The sequence below is a fragment of the Neobacillus sp. 114 genome, from assembly GCF_030127045.1.
In the GTDB taxonomy this organism is placed as follows: domain Bacteria; phylum Bacillota; class Bacilli; order Bacillales; family Cytobacillaceae; genus Neobacillus; species Neobacillus rhizophilus.
Genome location: NZ_CP126144.1, coordinates 4,076,807 through 4,094,544, shown reverse-complemented (window position 1 = coordinate 4,094,544; position 17,738 = coordinate 4,076,807). Strand labels below are relative to the sequence as shown.

Here is a 17,738-nt window from a genome sequence, read left to right as displayed (position 1 = left end):
ATTCTTTAAATGGAGAGGATTATTTTATGAGCATTTTATTTCACATCACTTTGTATGTTATTTTACCCATATTTGCCCTTATTGGAGCTGGGGCTTTTCTTCATAGAAAATTTAAATTCGATATGCATACCTTATCGAAATTAAATACGTATTTCCTCATGCCTGCTGTGAGTTTTAGCAATGTCTATCAGAGTAAAATTAGAGGGGATACATTCCTGCAAATTCTTAGTTTCCTAGTCTTACAAAGTCTTTGTTTAATGGTTTTCAGCACAGGCATATCAAAAATGGCGAAATTTGAGAGCAGCCTTTCATCCACTTTTAAAAACAGTGTGGTACTAGTGAATTCGGGTAATTATGGATTACCAGTTAGCCAGGTTGTTTTTCAGCAAAATCCTCTTGGTCTATCGATCCAAGTTGTGGTGATGATATTTCAAAACCTCTTAACTTATACATATGGATTATTTAATTCTGTTTCTGTTGATAAGGCAAAATTCCAGGCGTTCAAAGCATTTTTGAAAAACCCTGTATTCTACGCTTTTTTGTTTGGGGTCTTTCTCAATGCAGTATCAATAAAAATTCCAGAATTCATCTGGACCCCTATTGAAAATACTTCAAACGCATTTATAGCAATCGCACTTGTTACTCTTGGCGCACAAAGCGCATTCCTGAAAATAAGCAGCTTTTCGCTGCCTTTAGTTCTAAGCCTGATCGGACGTCTCATTTTTTCACCGTGTATGGCATTGATCATCATCTTAACATTGAAGCTGGACGGTATTACAGCACAGTCATTGTTTATTGCGAGCTCTTTTCCAACTTCAAGAAATAGTTCGCTGTTTGCACTGGAATATGGAAACCATCCTGAATATGCAGCTCAAGCCGTTTTGTTGTCTACCATATTCAGTATGATGACAGTAACGACAGTTATTTTTTCTGCTCATTTGATGTTTTCATAAGGAGTCTTAGTTAACACATAATTTTTTCACTGATTTATAACACTAAATTCATAATAAACTGTTCACCAAGAGGACCTGCATTCAGCATAATTTTTCACTCACTTTATCGTAACCTAAAATACTCTTAAATTAACCCTTCTTGTTGTGCCTTTACCGCTGCTTGAAACCGGTCCTTCACGTCCAGTTTATGGTAGATACTGGAAATATAGTTTTTAACCGTTCCTTCAGATAAAAACAGTCTTTCCGCAATTAGTTTATTGCTTAGTCCTTGGGCAATGCATTTTAGTACTTCTTCTTCACGTTCAGTCAGGTCGTATTGATTCTTGTTTCCTTGCAGGGACTGAGTTTCAGGGCTATTGATTTGCTGAACAAGCAATTTGGCTAAATCCTGTGGGAGCAGGGTGCCGCCTTTATGGATAAGTTTAATACCTGCAAGCAAATCTTTAGGGTGAATAGCCTTCAACAAATAACCTTCTGCCCCTAGCGTCAAAGAGTCAATCACATGATTTACTTCTTGGAAGGTTGTTAAAATAATGATCTTTATATCAGGCCAGCGCTGTTTGATGATTTTCGTCGCAGAAATCCCGTCCATTACCGGCATATTTATATCCATTAAAATCGTGTTGGGTTTATGCTGTTCACATAATTCAATGGCTACTGCACCATTTTCTGCCAAACCGATGATTTCAATGTCATCATCCATATCCAGCACGATTGACAAGCTCTCACGAATAAGTTCTTGATCATCCGCTATTAATAATTTTATAATACTCATTTAGGCAACTCCTTTTATCGGTACTGTAATCGTCAGCTTCACTCCACAATGTTCTCCGCTTGAAATTTCGAGATTTCCATATAACTCCCCGATCCGTTCTTTCATAGCTGTTATGCCGAACCCCGGATGGAGGGCATCTATAGGGGTTCCATTATTTTCGATTATTAAAACAATTTCCGAGTTACTAAAAATGTAATCAATGTTAATTTCCGATGCACCACCATGTCTTTTGGCATTTGTAAGCGCCTCTTGCAGGCAACGGATAAACACGAGTTTAATATTTTTAGAAATAGAAAATTCTTTCCCTTTCATATGGAACTGGACATCGGTATCTGTATTTTTTTTAAAATTATCAGCGATCTGATGTAATAAAAATGACAGAGGTTCATCATTTTCAGCTGGGGCAATTTGATGAATGTTTTTTCTAATGTCCTCTAAGCCTTTACGGGAAACGTTTGCTAGCATTTCAATTTTTTGTTTAGCTTTATCAACATCTGTTTCAAGTAAATAGGAAATGGCATCAAGCCCAACCGTTACGGAGGTAAAGTGATGACCAACCGTATCGTGCAGCTCTTGAGCGAGTCGATTCCGTTCTTGGAGCAGCGTGACTTTCTCAATTTGCTCCGCATATTGCTGAAGCACCCGATACTGTTCTTGAATTAATTGATATTGTTTATGATTTTCCTCAATGATTCGTTTTGTCTTTTGACGTGAATGAATCACATAGTTAAAACAAGCACCAAAGCCGAAAAAGATAAAGATATCGATGTATTGCAGAAAATAATCGACTGTATCCATTGTCCATAACCTTGGTATCGGCAATCCAAGAAAAAACAAAGGATAGGTCCATTTGGCAGTTTGTTTTGTAGCTAGGAAACCAATCATCAATATGGGCATGAGGACCATGGAGGCGCCAAGATCAAGCCGTGAGACAATATTGAAATAGATAGAAGCTCCACCTGCAACGATTAGCTCTGTAATTGGATAGAAGACAGGATCCTTGTATCCGGGCCTCCAAAAAATATGAGGGACAATATAGGAAACTGTTAAAATACCTACAAAAAGGAAAAAAGATTGTCCTCCTAAATCTTCCATATGAAGATAGAAGTAAAGAATGCCAGAAAGATACCAGCATAATCTTAAGAAAAAAATAAACCAATCCACCCAGATCCAATCTTGGTCTGTTTTTTTCATCGCACACCTCAACCTCTGCTGCTTTTTACCTACCTTTTCCTATATTACAAGAAATTGGGTAAATCTAACAGTCTTAAAATAAATAAATGTTAAGACATTGAGAGTAAATCAACAGGTAATAAGGAATTGATTCGAATTTGATGACTACCTTCACTCCGGTCATATGACTTTTTCTTTATATAATTTGGTCATAGGGTTACAGAAGGGGACGAAGGACATGAAAAACGAAGATATGTTGCATGAACTGCAGGAACGATTAAAAGGGCTGTCAGCTGAGGATCGCCAAAAGCTAATCGAACTGTATGAGGATTTAATGGTAGTAGCAAAAGAAAATCGAAAAGGTGATACCAATTTATCTGTAACATTCGCAGACGACTACCCGCCGCCGATAAGTATAGAAAATGATTCTTACCGAAATATAGGTCGAATCATTTTAGCATCCATCAGTTTATTTTTCTTTAATTTTATTTTTGTGTTAGGTCCATTGATTGCCATTTTTGCGGTTTATCTGTCTTTTTGGATTGTATCTGCTTGCTTTGTGGTCTCACCACTTTTTGTCTTTACCCAGGTGTTTATTGGGGGCTTTACGACTTTTGAATTATTTCTATCCATTATTCTTTGTGGAATCGGACTTGCGATTGGGGCAGGGTTGTTCCAAGCAGGAAAAAGATTATTTCTGATACTTAGTAAGTATGTCAATTGGAATATGAAATTAATAAAAGGAGAATAAAAAATGAGAAAAATAATGTATACAGCGTTAGCACTTGTGATTGTTGGGGTAATAGGTGTGATTATGTCGATCAACACATCAGGCGTAGAGGCATTTACATTCAGTTCTGTAGATGTTCATGAAAAGAAAGATGTTTCAGCAAAAGACATTAGTAATATTATCATTGACTCTCCAACGGTGGATGTAAAGGTTCAGCCTACGAGTGGAAATAAGATTGAAGCTGATTTTTCAGGAAAGGTAGGGAAAAAGAGTAAAGGTTTATATAAGTTAGATATTGATGAAGATGGTGATACAGTTACGATCACTATGGCAAAGGAAAATAAGTTTCAATTTATGATGTTCAATTTTACAAAAGTAAGCCTTAATGTCAAAGTACCTGAAAAAGTTTATCATTCTATTGAAATAGCCGCAGCATCAGGTGATATTTCCCTAGATAAAATGGAAGCCAAAAAATTAGCAATTGAGACACAATCGGGTGATATAGATGTCAGAGATGCAGCGATTGAGGACACTCTCACACTTAAAGCTTCAAGTGGAGATATCATTGCAAAGGATAGTCGTGCAAATCGACTAAGTATTGAATCAAGTAGTGGAGATTTAAGGATAAATGATCACGAAGCCAAGACAGTCGAATTATTTACTAGCAGCGGTGACATTGTTTCTGATTATCTCGTTTCGGAAAATATCAAAATGAATACCTCTTCTGGAGATATTTTTGTAAAAACGAAAGAAATGAAAGGGAATGTAGCGTTGGAATCGAGCAGTGGAGATATCGACGTAAGTTTCACAAACCCCGCCAATTCAATGAAAGTTGATTACAAAAGTAGTTCAGGTGACGGAACAGCGAATATAGATAAAATGAATTACTCCGAAAAATCGGAACATCGGATTGTTGGCCAGGTCGGAGACGGTAATTTAAAGTTAACTGCAAGAACAAGTTCGGGCGATTTTAAAGTGACAGACTGATTGTTTATTAACTTAGGTATCTTGCATTATCAAAGTTTTCGAAAGGAAAATGGCGTCGAGCTTGTGGAGGAAAGACCGAAAAGGAAGCCATTAATAAAGTGGCTTCCTTTTCGGTTCATGGTGATTTAACTAGAGTCGTTAGCTTCATAGTTTCCATCTTTTGTTTGTTAAACAAACTAAGAAACGCATCAACTACTTGAGGATCAAATTGTGTCCCTTTATTTTGCCGGATTACATGAAGAGTATGTTCTAAATCAAACTCATTTCTATAAACACGTCGGGACATCATGGCATCAAAAGTATCAGCAACTGCGATTATTCGAGCGTATAAAGGGATTTCATTGCCTTTTAATCCGGCTGGGTAACCATTGCCGTCAAATCTTTCATGGTGATATAAAACAATATCTAAAGTACCGTTTTTCTCAAAACGCTTAACGTGTTTAAGCATATCATATCCAATGACTGGGTGTGACTTTATAATCTTATATTCGTCGTCTGTTAATTCCATTGGCTTGGTCAAGATTTGTTCAGGGATACCAATCTTTCCAATATCGTGCAATAATCCCCCTGTGCGAATGATCTGACAAACATCCTTAGAAAGATTCATCTTTTCTGCTATTTGCATAGCGTATCTCGATACATTTTCAGAATGGTCATAAGTATAAGGGTCTCTAGAATCCAGAGCCTTGACGAGAGAGGTAATTATATCTAGACTCTTTTGTTTCACTCTTTGAACATAGGTTATCATAGCTGCTGAAATAAACGTCATAAATAGATAGCTCACTAGATAAATAAAAAAGAGACTCTCTTCTGCACGCGGGACGAATTGAAATCTTGAAGTAGTTACTAAAATGGTGAAAACAACCAAATATACAGGTTTATTATAAAATCCAAAACCTAAAAAAATGACAGAAATATTATAAAGAATAAAAAAATTATCATTATGGAAGACAATGGTGATGAATAAACTCAATAATAAAAATATAAAAAAAGCATATCGGTAAAATTTATAATGATTAAACCATTTATCTAAGATATTTAACATTGCACCCTCCATTTAAAAAACAAAACGGAATAAAGATTCCTTGTTAAGAGTATCATAATATTTTCCAAATGGTGATTTTTACCGAATAGCAAGTTTTTTAAAATGATTCAGACATATTGGCGCTTACAAAAGTTATCGTTTTTGTAAATAAAGAGTCGCATTCTTATAGATTAAAGTCTTTTTTTACAAGCTGACTAAAACAACCCGCTCCTCTGTTTCTTCAAGAATAACTTCCATTGTCCTTAAATATAATGGATTGGATGGCTGAAAATGGCCCTTTACTAAAATCCCTTAAATGAATGGGAGGGATGTTCTTGTTTAAAGAGAGTATAGACCCTTATTTGCATGTCCGCTATGCGAAGAATCCTGTTTATACCCCTGATGGTCAAAAGCTTAGCTTTATTGCCGATTATACGGGCATACCACAGGTTTGGGAACTCAATCGTGGGGAAGAATGGCCTGCTCAAATTTCTTTTACAAAAGAAAGAATTACCTTTGTTGGACTTGTTAAGGGCACTTCTGACCGGATTATTGGGATGGATGTGGGCGGAAATGAAAATCAGCAGTTGTTCTTACTCAAGGAGGATGGGAAACTAATCGGACTGACAAAATCACCAAATCATGTTCATCGATATGGAGGCAGCTCCCCGGATGGAAAATGGATTGTCTGGTCAAGCAATCGCCGCAATCTAGCATTTTTTGATATTTATATTCAAAGTCTAGAAACACTGGAATTTCATCCTTTGTTAACTGGAGATGGCCTTTTTACAGCAGTGGAATGGTCTCCTGATGGGAAATCATTATTAGTCCAAAAGACAAATTCTCCCCTGGATAATGATTTAGGCGTACTCGATCTGGCAACAGGGTCTGTTGATTGGATAACAGAGCATAAAGGAGAAGCGAGTTTCAGAGAAGTCCATTTTAACAAGGATGGGGATCATATCTATGTATTAACTAATAAAGATAGCGAATTTTTCGGGCTAGCACTTATCCATATAAAAACCAAGCATTTTGTGTGGCTGGAGCAAGGAAATTGGGATTTTGAAGAACTCGAAATGAATAATGATAAAAATTTGTTAGCCTTTTGCGTAAATGAGGGTGGAGTATCCAGGGGCGTACTTTTAGACATCAACCGAAGTTACCTGTATTCGTGGAAAACACCGACTGGAATCATAAAAGATTTAAAATTTTCCCCTGATAGCAAGAAATTGGCCTATGTTTTTAATGGCCCGGCATATCCATCTGATATTTGGGAGCTAGATTTAGAAAGCATACAGTCGGAGAGACTTACCTATGTTTCCCGTTCCCCAATACTGCAAGATAAATTAGTTGAGCCAGAGCTTATAAGTTATCGCTCATTTGATAATCTTGAAATTCCAGCATTTTTTTATAAACCAAAGATTACAACTGAAAAATTTCCTTTAGTCATTGTCATTCACGGCGGTCCTGAGAGCCAGTCTCGTGCTGTTTACAACCCTGTTGTGCAATATTTAATCGGTAAAGGGTATGCGGTGTGCACACCAAATATCCGTGGGAGTACAGGTTATGGAAAAACGTTCACGAAATTAGATGATGTACGAAAAAGAATGGATGCTCTGAAGGATATAGTTTTTTTAGTTGAATGGCTAAAGGTGAATGGGAACATTGATACTAATAGAATTGGAATAATGGGAGGCAGCTATGGAGGATTTATGGTCCTTGCAGCCATCAGCCACTATCCACAGCTATGGTCTGCCGCGATTGATATTGTGGGTATGTCGAGCCTTAGAACGTTCTTGGAAACTACCCATCCTTGGCGCAAGAAGCTTAGGGAAGCGGAATACGGAACGATTGAAAGAGATGGAGACTTTTTTGATAAAATTGATCCATTGAATCATGCAAATCGGATAACCACTCCGTTATTGGTGATTCATGGGGAAGGTGACCCTCGTGTCCATATTAAAGAATCAGAGCAAATCGTCAATAAATTGAAGGGAAAACAACACCCTGTTGACTTTATTCGCTTCGACGATGAAGGCCATACGATTTCAAAGCTAAAAAACAAAGAAATTGCCTACAAGGCAATCGTAGAATTTCTTGAACGATGTTTTGGAATCGAAGACAAAAGAAGCAGGGGATTTAAAAGGAGTCGGGAATATCCTTTCTTCTTTGATTGAATCTCAGGCAAAAAGGACTGACCCACCTTGGTTAGTCCTTTTTGCCATGCACATGTATGGCGTATGCCACTTCTGTTACATTAATAGTAAAGAATAGGATAAACAGCCTGCTAATATTCCAAGGATTGCTCCGAAAACCACGTCGGATGGATAATGAAGGCCTAAGTAAATTCTTGAAACCCCTACACATACACCCACGAGAATCAGAACCAAAGAAAATGTCGGGATCGTTAAGATATAGGGAGTCAATACGGCAAAAATGGCGGTTGTATGACCCGAAGGGAAGGAATGGTCCTGTAAGGGATTCTCCAGTATATTCGTTTTTTCAATCGTCATATAAGGTCTTTTTCTAGGAAAAAATTCTTTTGCAAGATGGACCGGGATATGGCTCGATGCCAAAGCAAGAGCACTGGAAATGGCAAGAAGCCGCGTTTCCCTGGACCATGCAGTTAGAAAAAGCAGAATCGTGCTGATAATCGTAAATCTCGCTCCTCCGAAATGTGTGATCGTTCGAAAAAAGAGGTTTAACAAATAAAGATGAAAATACCGGTTAATTTTCTGGAAGATTCGACAATCGAACCCGTAAAGGACATGTATGAATTTGCTCATGCTCGGCTCCCCTTATAAGTAAAATTCCCACTTCAATCCAAAACCCAAACATGGGGTTTCCTCCATTATAAAGGGAAAACGGCTAGTTTTTATGAAACTGGTGTTAAGAATAAATTAAGAATTGTAAATTGTCCTTTTCGGTTGGCTCTTCAGGTTTAAATGATGCATAAGAACCGTCCCCATGCCTCAATATCAATGTCAGGATGTCTTCGGCGGCGGTTGCATGGATAAATTTTCTTTGGGAGTTTATTATTTTGTTGAGTTTTTCACCATTATTTTCGAGTAGGTTCGTTACAGTACGTCTAATTTCCTTTGGGTTTTTGCAAACTACTCCCAAATTGAAGATTTCGGCGAAGGCTGGATTATCCTCTTCTTGACCTGGCAAAGCCCCTGTAATGATAAGCGGTGTATTGGCAGCAATAGCTTCAAACATGACATTGGGGCTTCCCCTGGTAAAAGCAATATCAGATTGCAGCATTAAATCTTGAATGTTTTTCGTGAACCCATAAATCTCAACTCGATCACCATATTGGGGCATAAGTGCTCTCGCTAGCTTTGCTTTAAGTTTTTCATTTCTTCCCGCTACAATTTTTACCGTACAATTGAAATGATTAAGGAGGCTTTTCGCTATATTCTCCATGTTTCCTACACCTTCACCGCCGCTCATGATCAAACATTTTAAGGGATTTTCTTTTCTATAGAGTTCAGGTTGTGGATGGCTCTTTCGGAAAAAGCGAGATCGGACTGGAAATCCTATTACCCTTATCTTCTTAAGCGGAATCCCAAATTCAATACACTTAAATTGGGCTTCAAACGTGGGACAAATAATGGTTTCTGCCCGCTTATCCAGCCATAGAGGGGAAATGTTTACAAGGTCAGCAATTAAGGTAATGAAAGGGATCTTTACCTTTTGCTTCTCTAGGATGCTCAAGATAGAGCCATTAAAATTGGGATGAACTGATAAAATCATATCGGGCTTTATTTCGTCGAGGATTTTAAGAAAATGATCTTTAATAAGTCCTTCAAAAAAATGGTTTACGATGGAAGGTTTTTCAGCTGATAGTTTCCAGATCATTTTCCATAGTGTTTCGGAATTTCTTGTGAGGGGACCATAAGCTCCACCGATTTTTGACAGTAATGGTTTGCCAAGCGAAAACCCATCCACAACGTGAATTTTTACTCCATTGAAAGATTTGACCTTTTCACACAGTGCTTCTGTTATACTTTTATGACCATGGCCTGTATGATCTGATGAAATAATCAATAATGTCTTATCCATAGTATCAGCCCTTTTTAAGTTTTTTTATAGTTCGTACTATGAGTACTGACACCTACGTAAAGAAATATGAAAAGAAAGAAGATATGAAAATAGCAAACAAGACGGAAGTACCCGTCTTGTTCCATCTTTTTCTTCCTGCTTATTGACCAGACTTGCCATCTTCATTTTGTGATCCATCATCTTGGGAACCATCGTCGGTTTGTTCAGTGTTCGTATCATCTGTTTTTGAACTGGTATCTGAGCATGCTGTTGCAACTCCGAGTAACATTAATGCTGACATCAAAGCAAATAACCATTTTTTGAGTTTCATCTTTCTTCCTCCTTGAATGTTGCATTTTTTATTACAGTCTTATCATACAAGCATTTGAGGAAAAAAAGAGGCGATTTTCCAATTCTTAACATGAATTAACCGTATCTATAAACGGCTTTAATAGTTTCTATTTAAAATTTACTTATAATTTACGAAACTGGATTTTTGGTTAATTTTCTTTTATATAACTTCTTACTATAAATGTTTTTCTTCGACATAAGTTTGTGGTAAAACTCCTATTCCGATATAATGAAAACTATTGATAGCAAGGGCTTCATCGAGTGAGAGTGGGTAAAATATGATTGATATCAGTAAAATTGTTCAAGGGAAAAATTTAACCGAAATAGATGTCCAGATTGTGCAATTTATCATTGAAAATATCGACACTGTTTTGCAAATGGGCGTACGGAAAATAGCAAAAGAAAATTTCACTTCTCCGGCAACTGTCATCCGTCTGTCCAAAAAATTAGGCTATACCGGATTTGTCGATATGTATTATCAGCTTCTGCCGCTTGTCAAAAAAGCAGATTTACCGCAAAGCGGCGTGATGGAGGATTTTTTGGAAATTAGTGAGAAGGATTTTCTCGACCATAATTCGCTGGGAGATTTCCAATCCTTTATACACAATGTACTAAACCTTAAGACAAGCTATATTTTTATTTACGCCACCGGTTTTTCCGCCATTGCAGCAGAATACTTGTATAAAAAATTATTGGTTTTGGGCAGAAAAACAATTTTTGCAAGCGGAACTGATTCGGTTGGCGTATTCGAAAATAATTTGGAAGATATCGGGGCCTTAGTCGTCATTTCCAAATCAGGTGAAACACAGCTAATTATCGATAAATTACAAGCAGCCAAAGAGCATCAGATTTTTACGGTGTCATTCACAAAAGAAACAGACAATCGGATCGCAGAGCTTTCCGATTTGAATTTTAAAATCATTGACCACAGCAAACTGGACGATCGAAATATGCTGCCAAACAGCTTTTTTCCGAGTCTTATGCTGATGTTTGAATTTATCATCAAGCAGTATGTTGAAGCGATTTTGACTAAAAAAGGCAGCAACGAGTGAAACGTGTTTCAATATGTGAAACACGTTTTTTATCTTGTAGAATCTATCGACTATGAAACGGTTACATTGTATTCTAAACCTGTCGACGAAAACGAATACAAAAACACACATACAGGAGGGGAAGGCAAAATGAAAGCGAAAGTCATGGATGGCATGCAGCGCTTTTCAAAAGCGATGTTCATTCCGGTACTTATTTTGCCGATTGCGGGTATTTTAATTGCCCTGGGAAATTTACTAACCAATCAAAGACTATTAGAAGTCATCCCATTTTTAAATAATCCGATTACGACTGGTTTTGGAACAATTTTAACAGGATCATTGGTTTCGATTCTTGGTAACTTGGGACTTATTTTCTGTGTCGGGATCACGGTCGGTTTAGCGAATAAAGAAAAAGCTGTTGCTGGATTTACCGCATTGTTGGGGTACCTGGTGTTTGTCAATGCGATGAATAAATTTATGCAGCTGAGCGGGGTTCTTTATGAAGGAGAAACCTTGCAAGGGACTGGACAAACTCTTGTATTAGGTGTGCAAATCCTCGACATGGGTGTGTTCCTTGGACTAATCCTCGGTATCATCACTGCTATGGTCCATAACAAATTTATTGATACAGAATTCAATGGCGCTTTTCAAATTTACGGCGGTTCACGATTTGTCTTTATCGTTCTAATTCCAGTCGTTGTGCTATTATCCATCGCTCTTACATTTATTTGGCCATATTTCCAAACTGGCATTAACAAGCTTGGAACACTGATTAACCACAGCGGAAGCTTCGGAATTTTCCTATACGGAGCATTAGAACGTTTGTTAATTCCAACCGGTCTTCACCACCTTATCTATACACCATTCTTATACACAGAATTGGGCGGCAGTGCTGAAGTTGGCGGCAAAGTATTCGAAGGGGCAAGAAATATTTATTATGCGGAAATTGCCGATCCAAGCGTAAAAGAGCTTTCCCCAAGCGTTGTTTGGGATGCGCGCGGTATTTCCAAAATGTTTGGTTTAATCGGTGCATGTTTAGCCATGTACCACACTGCGAAGCCAGAAAATAAAGCCAAGGTCAAAGCTATTTTGATTCCTGCTGCGGTTACATCTTTTATCGCAGGTGTCACAGAACCAATTGAATTTTCATTTATGTTCGTTGCACCATTACTATTTGTGGTTCACGCATGTTTAAGCGGTTTAGCGATGGTAACGTTCCATCTATTTGATGTACGTGCGATTGGACCAAACGGAATGATTGACTTCTTACTGTTCAATCTACCGCTCGGAATTCAAAAGACACACTGGCCAATGTACATTTTAATCGGATTGATCTTCTTTGTGATTTATTATGTTGTCTTCCGCTTCTTGATCGTGAAATTTAACTTCAAAACGATTGGAAGAGAAGATGAAGGTAATGAGACGAAATTGTATTCGAAGAACGATTACAAAGCAAAGAAAAGTGCAGGAACTGCTGGTACTCCTGTGCCGCAGGGAAATGACGGAATTGCCACTGTAATCGTCGATGCTTTGGGTGGAGCAAGCAATATTAATACAGTCACCAATTGTTATACACGACTTCGCTTAACTCTGGAGCATCCTGAAAGGGTAAATGAAGATGTGTTGAAAAAAGAAACAGGTGCTAGCGGAGTTATCATCAAAGATAAAAATGTACAGGTTGTTTATGGCTTACAGGTAACGAACATCCGTAAAGCGGTAGACAGCTACTTAGGATTAAGCACAAACGAATAAACATTAACAGATTGAAACCTATAACAACAAAGAGAAGACAGATAATAGAAGGGAATGGAGAACATGAAGAAATTCTCAGTAGTAATTGCAGGCGGAGGAAGCACCTATACACCGGGTATTGTGATGATGCTATTGGATAATCTGGACCGTTTCCCGCTTCGAAAATTAAAATTATATGATAATGACAGAGAAAGACAAGCTGTTTTAGGGGAAGCGCTGGACATTGTAATGAAAGAAAATGCACCGGATATTGAATACTCTTTTACAACTGATCCAGAGGAAGCATTCACCGATATCGACTTCTGTTTTGCCCATATTCGTACTGGAAAATATGAAATGCGCGAAAAAGACGAAAAGATTCCATTAAAGCATGGTGTCGTCGGCCAAGAAACCTGCGGACCTGGCGGGATTGCGTATGGAATGAGAAGCATTGGTGACATGATTGAGTTGATTGACATTATGGAAAAATATTCACCGGATGCTTGGATGTTAAACTATTCCAATCCTGCAGCAATCGTAGCGGAAGCTTGCCGCGTGCTTCGTCCAAATTCCAAGGTATTGAACATTTGTGATATGCCTGTCGGGACGCTGCGCAGAATGTCGCACATTATCGGCATAGAGCCAAAGGACTTGGAAGTACGTTATTTCGGATTAAACCACTTTGGCTGGTGGACAAGCATAAAAGACAAAGAAGGACATGAATATCTGCCACAAATTCGTGATTATGTCGCAGAGAATGGCTATCTGACACAAAAAGAAGTGGACACCCAGCATACGGATGCAAGCTGGCAGGAGACACATAAGAAAGCGAAGGATCTGTTAGCGGTAGATCCAAGATTCTTGCCTAACACCTATTTAAAATATTATTTCTATCCTGATTATGTGGTGGAGCATTCCAACCCAGAATTCACCCGTGCTAATGAAGTCATTGCCGGCAGGGAAAAGACGGTCTTCTCAACAGCAAGAAACATCATTGAAAGAGGAACAGCGGAAGGCTGTGAATTTGAAATGGGCGCTCATGCAGTCTTTATCGTTGACCTTGCTCGTGCCATTGCCTTTAACACACATGAAAGAATGCTATTGATCGTCGAAAACAATGGTGCCATTGCCAACTTTGATGATGACGCCATGGTAGAAGTTCCATGTATTATCGGCAGCGACGGTCCAGAACCATTAAGCCAAGGAAAGATTCCTGAATTCCAAAGAGCATTAATGTACCAGCAGGTAACAGTAGAAAAACTAGTCGTCCAAGCCTATATCGAAGGCAGCTACCAAAAACTATGGCAAGCTCTAACTCTATCAAAAACAGTACCAAGCGCCAAAGTAGCAAAAGAAATCTTAGACGACCTAATCGAAGCCAACAAAGCATACTGGCCAGAACTGCACTAAAATGATGCATGGGGACGGTTCTCTTGTCTCAATCACACGTATCAGTAATAATGAAGGAAGAGGCGAATCAAGCGGAAAGCTTTTTCGCCTCTTCCTACGGGCATCATACGTATAGGAGGTAAATAGAATGTTTAAAAAGCTATTTGGAAAAAAAGAGACAACGATGACACTTGTTTCTCCGATTACAGGAAAAGTGGTCAAAATTGAAGATGTTCCTGATCAGGTGTTCAGCCAAAAAATGATTGGTGACGGGATTGCAGTTGAGCCAACTGAAGGAGTAGTCGTAGCACCGCTGGACGGTGAGATTGCGCAAATTTTTCCAACCAATCATGCTGTTGGAATTCGCAGCAAAGATGGTCTGGAAATCCTCATTCATATCGGAATGGAAACCGTTGCGATGGGTGGAGAAGGCTTCGAAGGCCATGTAAAACAAGGTGACCAAGTTAAAGCGGGTGACAAGCTTGTTACCTTTGATTTGGAGCTGGTAAAGGAAAAAGCGGAAAGCATCATCTCGCCAGTTGTGATAACAAACTTTGATGCAGTCGACACTTTAACTAAAACTGAAGATACCTCAGTTAAACGTGGGGAATCTGTTTTGTTGCAGGTGAAAATGAAGTAGAAAAATGATTCGTTGTTGGGTTAGAAAGTTGTGTTACAAGAGAACTCTACAAAATATTGCAAAAAGACCAAACGTGTGTGTACGTTGGTCTTTTTTTTATTTTTTTTGTGATTTTCTAAAAGGCTTTGCTCATGTGCTACATTTAAAGAGTATGAATTGTAATTTCTTCGTGTTTTTTCAATTTCTCCAACCAAGTATGGTTAGTTCGAGATTGTACCATCCATTCCAAACTTGAAATTGTCAAAAACCGATTAATCTCGATGGATTTATAAAGATAATAGTTTTATTAAGGAAAACTTTTTGCGTTAAGGAAACTTTTTAGAGGAATTAAATAATATAAGAATAAAGGGAGTGATAATGGTGTTTCCATCTAAACGAATTAAGAAAAAAATCCTATTACATTCCTACTTATGTAAAGTGTTAGGGATTATTAGCGACCAAGAATATAATTCAATTGTAAACAAAATCAGTTCTCACGAACATTAACTATAGATGAAAAAGATGTTAAGAACCCAAGGGCAGCTTTTTTATTCAGCTTACAATGCAGGGGAGTTAAAGAAGAGAGATGAAAATCAATCCATCTCTCTAACAATGAAACTACTATATCCAAAGTTTAAATAATCCTTCAGTTACCCCAAGGTTGTACATGTAAAAGATCCCAAACACGATACTAATCAAGCCCGTTATTTGAGTAAGTGATTTATTTAGGCCAACTTTTTTGGAGCTAAAAACGAAGGGAATTCCTATAATTGTGGTAAAGAAAAGCATTCCAATTATTGTTCCTACACCGAATATAAGGATATAGATTGCTGCTTCCCAGACACTATTAACAGTACTCATGGTCAGAAGTACCATAGCCCCACTCCCAGCAAGACCATGAATTAAGCCAATCACCGTGGATTTCAAATAGGAAACATTTTTATGTTTGTGTTTATGTACATGTTTACCACTAAAGTTATGTGAGTGGACATGTTTATGCTCTTCTTCATCGTGATTATGCTGATGTACGTGGATATTCCTAAATGAAAGGATAGTTGAAACACCAAGATAAACAAGCATGATACCGACTAAAAATTCTAATGACATCGCCCATTTTTCAGGGATTTCGCCTTTCATCAGAATAATAATAATCCCGATAATAAATAATGTAGCAGTATGGCCAATCCCCCAGAAAACTCCAGCTAAAGACGAACGAAATAATTTTTTGCTTTGACTAGCAATGGTAGATACAGCAATCACATGGTCTGGTTCTATTGCGTGCTTGATACCGAGCACAAATCCTAGAGCAAGAACCGATAAAAAACTTACCTCCATTAAAAAACCTCCTTAAAAGATAGTAAAAAAGCAAAAACCATACATCTGTAAGTTGGATGGAATTTAACAAAAGAATGTAGAATGGTTTTAAGCATTAATCAATAATATCATAGAATGGATTATCTTTATTGATAAAATTGTTGAAATAATAATCAACAATTTTTATAGATTTGTTGATTAAACAACGAAATGAGTTTTTTTAACCATTGAAAGCATCTTGGTTCAATTTATAATGATTAACAGATGTTGATTAGGTCATCGCCGGTCGTATGCTGGTTCGATGATAGGTGGAATTCGCGAAACGCAGGAAATGCTCGACTTTTGTGCTGAACACCAGATTGCTCCGGAGATCGAGGTTATTTCCGCCAATCAGATTGATGAGGCCTGGGAGCGCGTATTATCTTCAGATGTACGGTATCGATTTGTGATCGATATCAGCACGATGGAGAATGAATAACAGGTGTAACTAGCAATATATTAGGGGGCACTCCTATATCGGTGTGCCTCCTTTATTAATGATATGTTAACTTCAGGCATTACCTATTTTAGCGAGAATCTTAAATAATAAATTTAAACAAACGGGGCAATAAATTAGGCAGATGTCGGCGCCCTTGTAGAAACGATTAACAAAATAGAAAGCTTTGTCTATAGGAGGAAACCAATGGATATTCATGATTTCTTAGCACACTTGAACCAAGGTAAAGCAGTTGAGGGCGGTTCAGAAATGCACCAGATGATGCACGATCTTTCGCAGATGGCAATGAAGTTAACCGCTGAGCTGAACGGACATTATCATACTCCGGAAGAAATTCGAGAATTGTTTACTCAGTTGACAGGTAAACCGGTCGATAAAACATTTGCAGTGTTTCCTCCTTTTTATACAGATTGCGGGAAGAACATCACTTTCGGCAAAAATGTCTTTATAAACTCGGGCTGTCGGTTTCAGGATCAAGGAGGAATTACGATTGGTGATGGTGTTCTCATCGGGCATAATGTCGTGTTGGCAACTCTTAATCACGACATTGACCCGAAAAAACGCAGCACTATACATCCTGCACCAATTGTCATTGGCAACAATGTCTGGGTTGGAGCAAATGTCACTGTCGTCCCTGGTGTTGCCCTGTTCAAACAGGGCTTTTTATATCACAATCAACAAGCATAATGATTTGTTCTGCGATTACTTTTATAGAAAGGAGTAATAACTTTGGAAAGACCATATATAATTTGTCAAATGCTGACTTCGTTGGATGGGAAAATCATTGGGGATTATTTGAAAGAGGAACGAACCCAATATTTTATTAACGAGTATGAAAAAATTCACGGACGATCCGGATGTAAAGTATGGATGTGTGGTAGAGTAACCATGGAGGAACATTTTACCTTTGGCCATCAATGTGATTTAAAACAAGATAACATTTCGACGATTCCTAGAACTGATTACGTTGCAAATAAAGATGCAAAAGGACTCTTATCAAAAAAAACCACAACCAGTAAATTTCTTCCTAAAGGATATAAAAAAACTGGACGATGGTGGACTCTGGATGCAGTATGTATCAAAAAGTGATTATCCTTTATCTAACAAATAGCAGATAAATA

Annotated in this window: 17 protein-coding genes and 1 pseudogene; 11 read left to right on the top strand and 7 right to left on the bottom strand. The window is 37.9% G+C overall.

Annotation, left to right across the window (positions count from 1 at the left end):
• Nucleotides 1-26: 26 nt before the first annotated feature.
• On the top strand, nucleotides 27-953 hold the full coding sequence (locus QNN06_RS19800) for an AEC family transporter (protein WP_284035821.1): 927 nt from the start codon (nucleotides 27-29) through the stop codon (nucleotides 951-953).
• A gap of 124 nt (nucleotides 954-1,077) precedes the next feature.
• Here QNN06_RS19800 and QNN06_RS19795 read toward each other — a convergent pair whose 3' ends face one another.
• Together QNN06_RS19795 and QNN06_RS19790 are read right to left on the bottom strand one after the other, a co-directional pair.
• A complete protein-coding gene (locus tag QNN06_RS19795; RefSeq protein WP_284035820.1) occupies nucleotides 1,078-1,728 on the bottom strand; it encodes a response regulator in 651 nt (216 codons plus the stop codon).
• Nucleotides 1,729-2,922, bottom strand: a complete 1,194-nt coding sequence (locus tag QNN06_RS19790; RefSeq protein WP_284035819.1) for a sensor histidine kinase — start codon at nucleotides 2,920-2,922, stop codon at nucleotides 1,729-1,731.
• A 217-nt stretch (nucleotides 2,923-3,139) separates the two neighbouring features.
• Here QNN06_RS19790 and QNN06_RS19785 point away from each other — a divergent pair, with 217 nt between their 5' ends.
• Nucleotides 3,140-3,652, top strand: coding sequence for a DUF1700 domain-containing protein (locus tag QNN06_RS19785; RefSeq protein WP_284035818.1), 513 nt, complete (start codon nucleotides 3,140-3,142; stop codon nucleotides 3,650-3,652).
• A 3-nt stretch (nucleotides 3,653-3,655) separates the two neighbouring features.
• Complete coding sequence (locus tag QNN06_RS19780; protein ID WP_284035817.1) at nucleotides 3,656-4,618, top strand: DUF4097 family beta strand repeat-containing protein; 963 nt, start codon at nucleotides 3,656-3,658, stop codon at nucleotides 4,616-4,618.
• 115 nt (nucleotides 4,619-4,733) lie between these two features.
• Here the strand turns inward: QNN06_RS19780 and QNN06_RS19775 are convergent, their stop codons facing one another.
• Nucleotides 4,734-5,663: an HD-GYP domain-containing protein gene (locus QNN06_RS19775; RefSeq protein ID WP_284035816.1), complete on the bottom strand. Its 930-nt coding sequence runs from the start codon at nucleotides 5,661-5,663 to the stop codon at nucleotides 4,734-4,736.
• 314 nt (nucleotides 5,664-5,977) lie between these two features.
• Between QNN06_RS19775 and QNN06_RS19770 the strand changes: the two genes are divergently transcribed.
• Entirely contained in the window at nucleotides 5,978-7,819 is a 1,842-nt protein-coding gene (locus tag QNN06_RS19770; protein WP_284035815.1) for a S9 family peptidase, read from the top strand.
• Nucleotides 7,820-7,894: 75 nt separating this feature from the next.
• On the opposite strand, the gene QNN06_RS19765 is transcribed toward QNN06_RS19770, so the two are convergent.
• The 3 genes from QNN06_RS19765 to QNN06_RS19755 form a co-directional block, all read right to left on the bottom strand.
• A complete protein-coding gene (locus QNN06_RS19765) occupies nucleotides 7,895-8,428 on the bottom strand; it encodes a phosphatase PAP2 family protein (protein ID WP_213119140.1) in 534 nt (177 codons plus the stop codon).
• Between the two features lie 103 nt (nucleotides 8,429-8,531).
• Nucleotides 8,532-9,707 (bottom strand): MGDG synthase family glycosyltransferase, encoded by a 1,176-nt coding sequence (locus QNN06_RS19760; protein WP_213119141.1) that lies wholly within the window; start codon nucleotides 9,705-9,707, stop codon nucleotides 8,532-8,534.
• A gap of 139 nt (nucleotides 9,708-9,846) precedes the next feature.
• Nucleotides 9,847-10,017 carry a hypothetical protein gene (locus QNN06_RS19755; protein WP_284035814.1) on the bottom strand — a complete coding sequence of 57 codons (171 nt, stop codon included), beginning with the start codon at nucleotides 10,015-10,017 and terminating at the stop codon, nucleotides 9,847-9,849.
• Nucleotides 10,018-10,315: 298 nt separating this feature from the next.
• Between QNN06_RS19755 and QNN06_RS19750 the strand changes: the two genes are divergently transcribed.
• The 4 genes from QNN06_RS19750 (at nucleotide 10,316) to QNN06_RS19735 (ending at nucleotide 14,828) form a co-directional block, all read left to right on the top strand.
• The gene (locus QNN06_RS19750) at nucleotides 10,316-11,089 is read left to right on the top strand and encodes a MurR/RpiR family transcriptional regulator (protein ID WP_284035813.1); all 774 of its coding nucleotides are present in this window, start codon (nucleotides 10,316-10,318) and stop codon (nucleotides 11,087-11,089) included.
• A gap of 129 nt (nucleotides 11,090-11,218) precedes the next feature.
• Entirely contained in the window at nucleotides 11,219-12,820 is a 1,602-nt protein-coding gene (locus QNN06_RS19745) for a PTS transporter subunit EIIC (protein ID WP_284035812.1), read from the top strand.
• Between the two features lie 63 nt (nucleotides 12,821-12,883).
• Nucleotides 12,884-14,209, top strand: a complete 1,326-nt coding sequence (locus QNN06_RS19740) for a 6-phospho-alpha-glucosidase (RefSeq protein WP_213119145.1) — start codon at nucleotides 12,884-12,886, stop codon at nucleotides 14,207-14,209.
• A gap of 127 nt (nucleotides 14,210-14,336) precedes the next feature.
• Nucleotides 14,337-14,828 carry a PTS sugar transporter subunit IIA gene (locus tag QNN06_RS19735; protein ID WP_284035811.1) on the top strand — a complete coding sequence of 164 codons (492 nt, stop codon included), beginning with the start codon at nucleotides 14,337-14,339 and terminating at the stop codon, nucleotides 14,826-14,828.
• A gap of 600 nt (nucleotides 14,829-15,428) precedes the next feature.
• Here QNN06_RS19735 and QNN06_RS19730 read toward each other — a convergent pair.
• The gene (locus tag QNN06_RS19730) at nucleotides 15,429-16,142 is read right to left on the bottom strand and encodes a HoxN/HupN/NixA family nickel/cobalt transporter (protein ID WP_284035810.1); all 714 of its coding nucleotides are present in this window, start codon (nucleotides 16,140-16,142) and stop codon (nucleotides 15,429-15,431) included.
• A gap of 256 nt (nucleotides 16,143-16,398) precedes the next feature.
• Between QNN06_RS19730 and QNN06_RS19725 the strand changes: the two are divergent.
• The 3 genes and pseudogenes from QNN06_RS19725 to QNN06_RS19715 form a co-directional block, all read left to right on the top strand.
• Nucleotides 16,399-16,599: pseudogene (locus QNN06_RS19725) on the top strand (alcohol dehydrogenase); the annotation flags it as partial.
• Between the two features lie 204 nt (nucleotides 16,600-16,803).
• Nucleotides 16,804-17,304, top strand: a complete 501-nt coding sequence (locus QNN06_RS19720; RefSeq protein ID WP_284035809.1) for a DapH/DapD/GlmU-related protein — start codon at nucleotides 16,804-16,806, stop codon at nucleotides 17,302-17,304.
• Between the two features lie 42 nt (nucleotides 17,305-17,346).
• On the top strand, nucleotides 17,347-17,706 hold the full coding sequence (locus QNN06_RS19715) for a hypothetical protein (RefSeq protein WP_284035808.1): 360 nt from the start codon (nucleotides 17,347-17,349) through the stop codon (nucleotides 17,704-17,706).
• Nucleotides 17,707-17,738 lie beyond the last annotated feature (32 nt).

Bases quoted from the DNA above. Each gene is read 5' to 3' on its own strand.
- QNN06_RS19800 (WP_284035821.1), top strand. From the start codon at position 27: ATGAGCATTTTATTTCACATCACTTTGTATGTTATTTTACCCATATTT.
- QNN06_RS19795 (WP_284035820.1), bottom strand. From the start codon at position 1,728: ATGAGTATTATAAAATTATTAATAGCGGATGATCAAGAACTTATTCGT.
- QNN06_RS19790 (WP_284035819.1), bottom strand. From the start codon at position 2,922: ATGAAAAAAACAGACCAAGATTGGATCTGGGTGGATTGGTTTATTTTT.
- QNN06_RS19785 (WP_284035818.1), top strand. From the start codon at position 3,140: ATGAAAAACGAAGATATGTTGCATGAACTGCAGGAACGATTAAAAGGG.
- QNN06_RS19780 (WP_284035817.1), top strand. From the start codon at position 3,656: ATGAGAAAAATAATGTATACAGCGTTAGCACTTGTGATTGTTGGGGTA.
- QNN06_RS19775 (WP_284035816.1), bottom strand. From the start codon at position 5,663: ATGTTAAATATCTTAGATAAATGGTTTAATCATTATAAATTTTACCGA.
- QNN06_RS19765 (WP_213119140.1), bottom strand. From the start codon at position 8,428: ATGAGCAAATTCATACATGTCCTTTACGGGTTCGATTGTCGAATCTTC.
- QNN06_RS19760 (WP_213119141.1), bottom strand. From the start codon at position 9,707: ATGGATAAGACATTATTGATTATTTCATCAGATCATACAGGCCATGGT.
- QNN06_RS19755 (WP_284035814.1), bottom strand. From the start codon at position 10,017: ATGAAACTCAAAAAATGGTTATTTGCTTTGATGTCAGCATTAATGTTA.
- QNN06_RS19750 (WP_284035813.1), top strand. From the start codon at position 10,316: ATGATTGATATCAGTAAAATTGTTCAAGGGAAAAATTTAACCGAAATA.
- QNN06_RS19745 (WP_284035812.1), top strand. From the start codon at position 11,219: ATGAAAGCGAAAGTCATGGATGGCATGCAGCGCTTTTCAAAAGCGATG.
- QNN06_RS19740 (WP_213119145.1), top strand. From the start codon at position 12,884: ATGAAGAAATTCTCAGTAGTAATTGCAGGCGGAGGAAGCACCTATACA.
- QNN06_RS19735 (WP_284035811.1), top strand. From the start codon at position 14,337: ATGTTTAAAAAGCTATTTGGAAAAAAAGAGACAACGATGACACTTGTT.
- QNN06_RS19730 (WP_284035810.1), bottom strand. From the start codon at position 16,142: ATGGAGGTAAGTTTTTTATCGGTTCTTGCTCTAGGATTTGTGCTCGGT.
- QNN06_RS19720 (WP_284035809.1), top strand. From the start codon at position 16,804: ATGGATATTCATGATTTCTTAGCACACTTGAACCAAGGTAAAGCAGTT.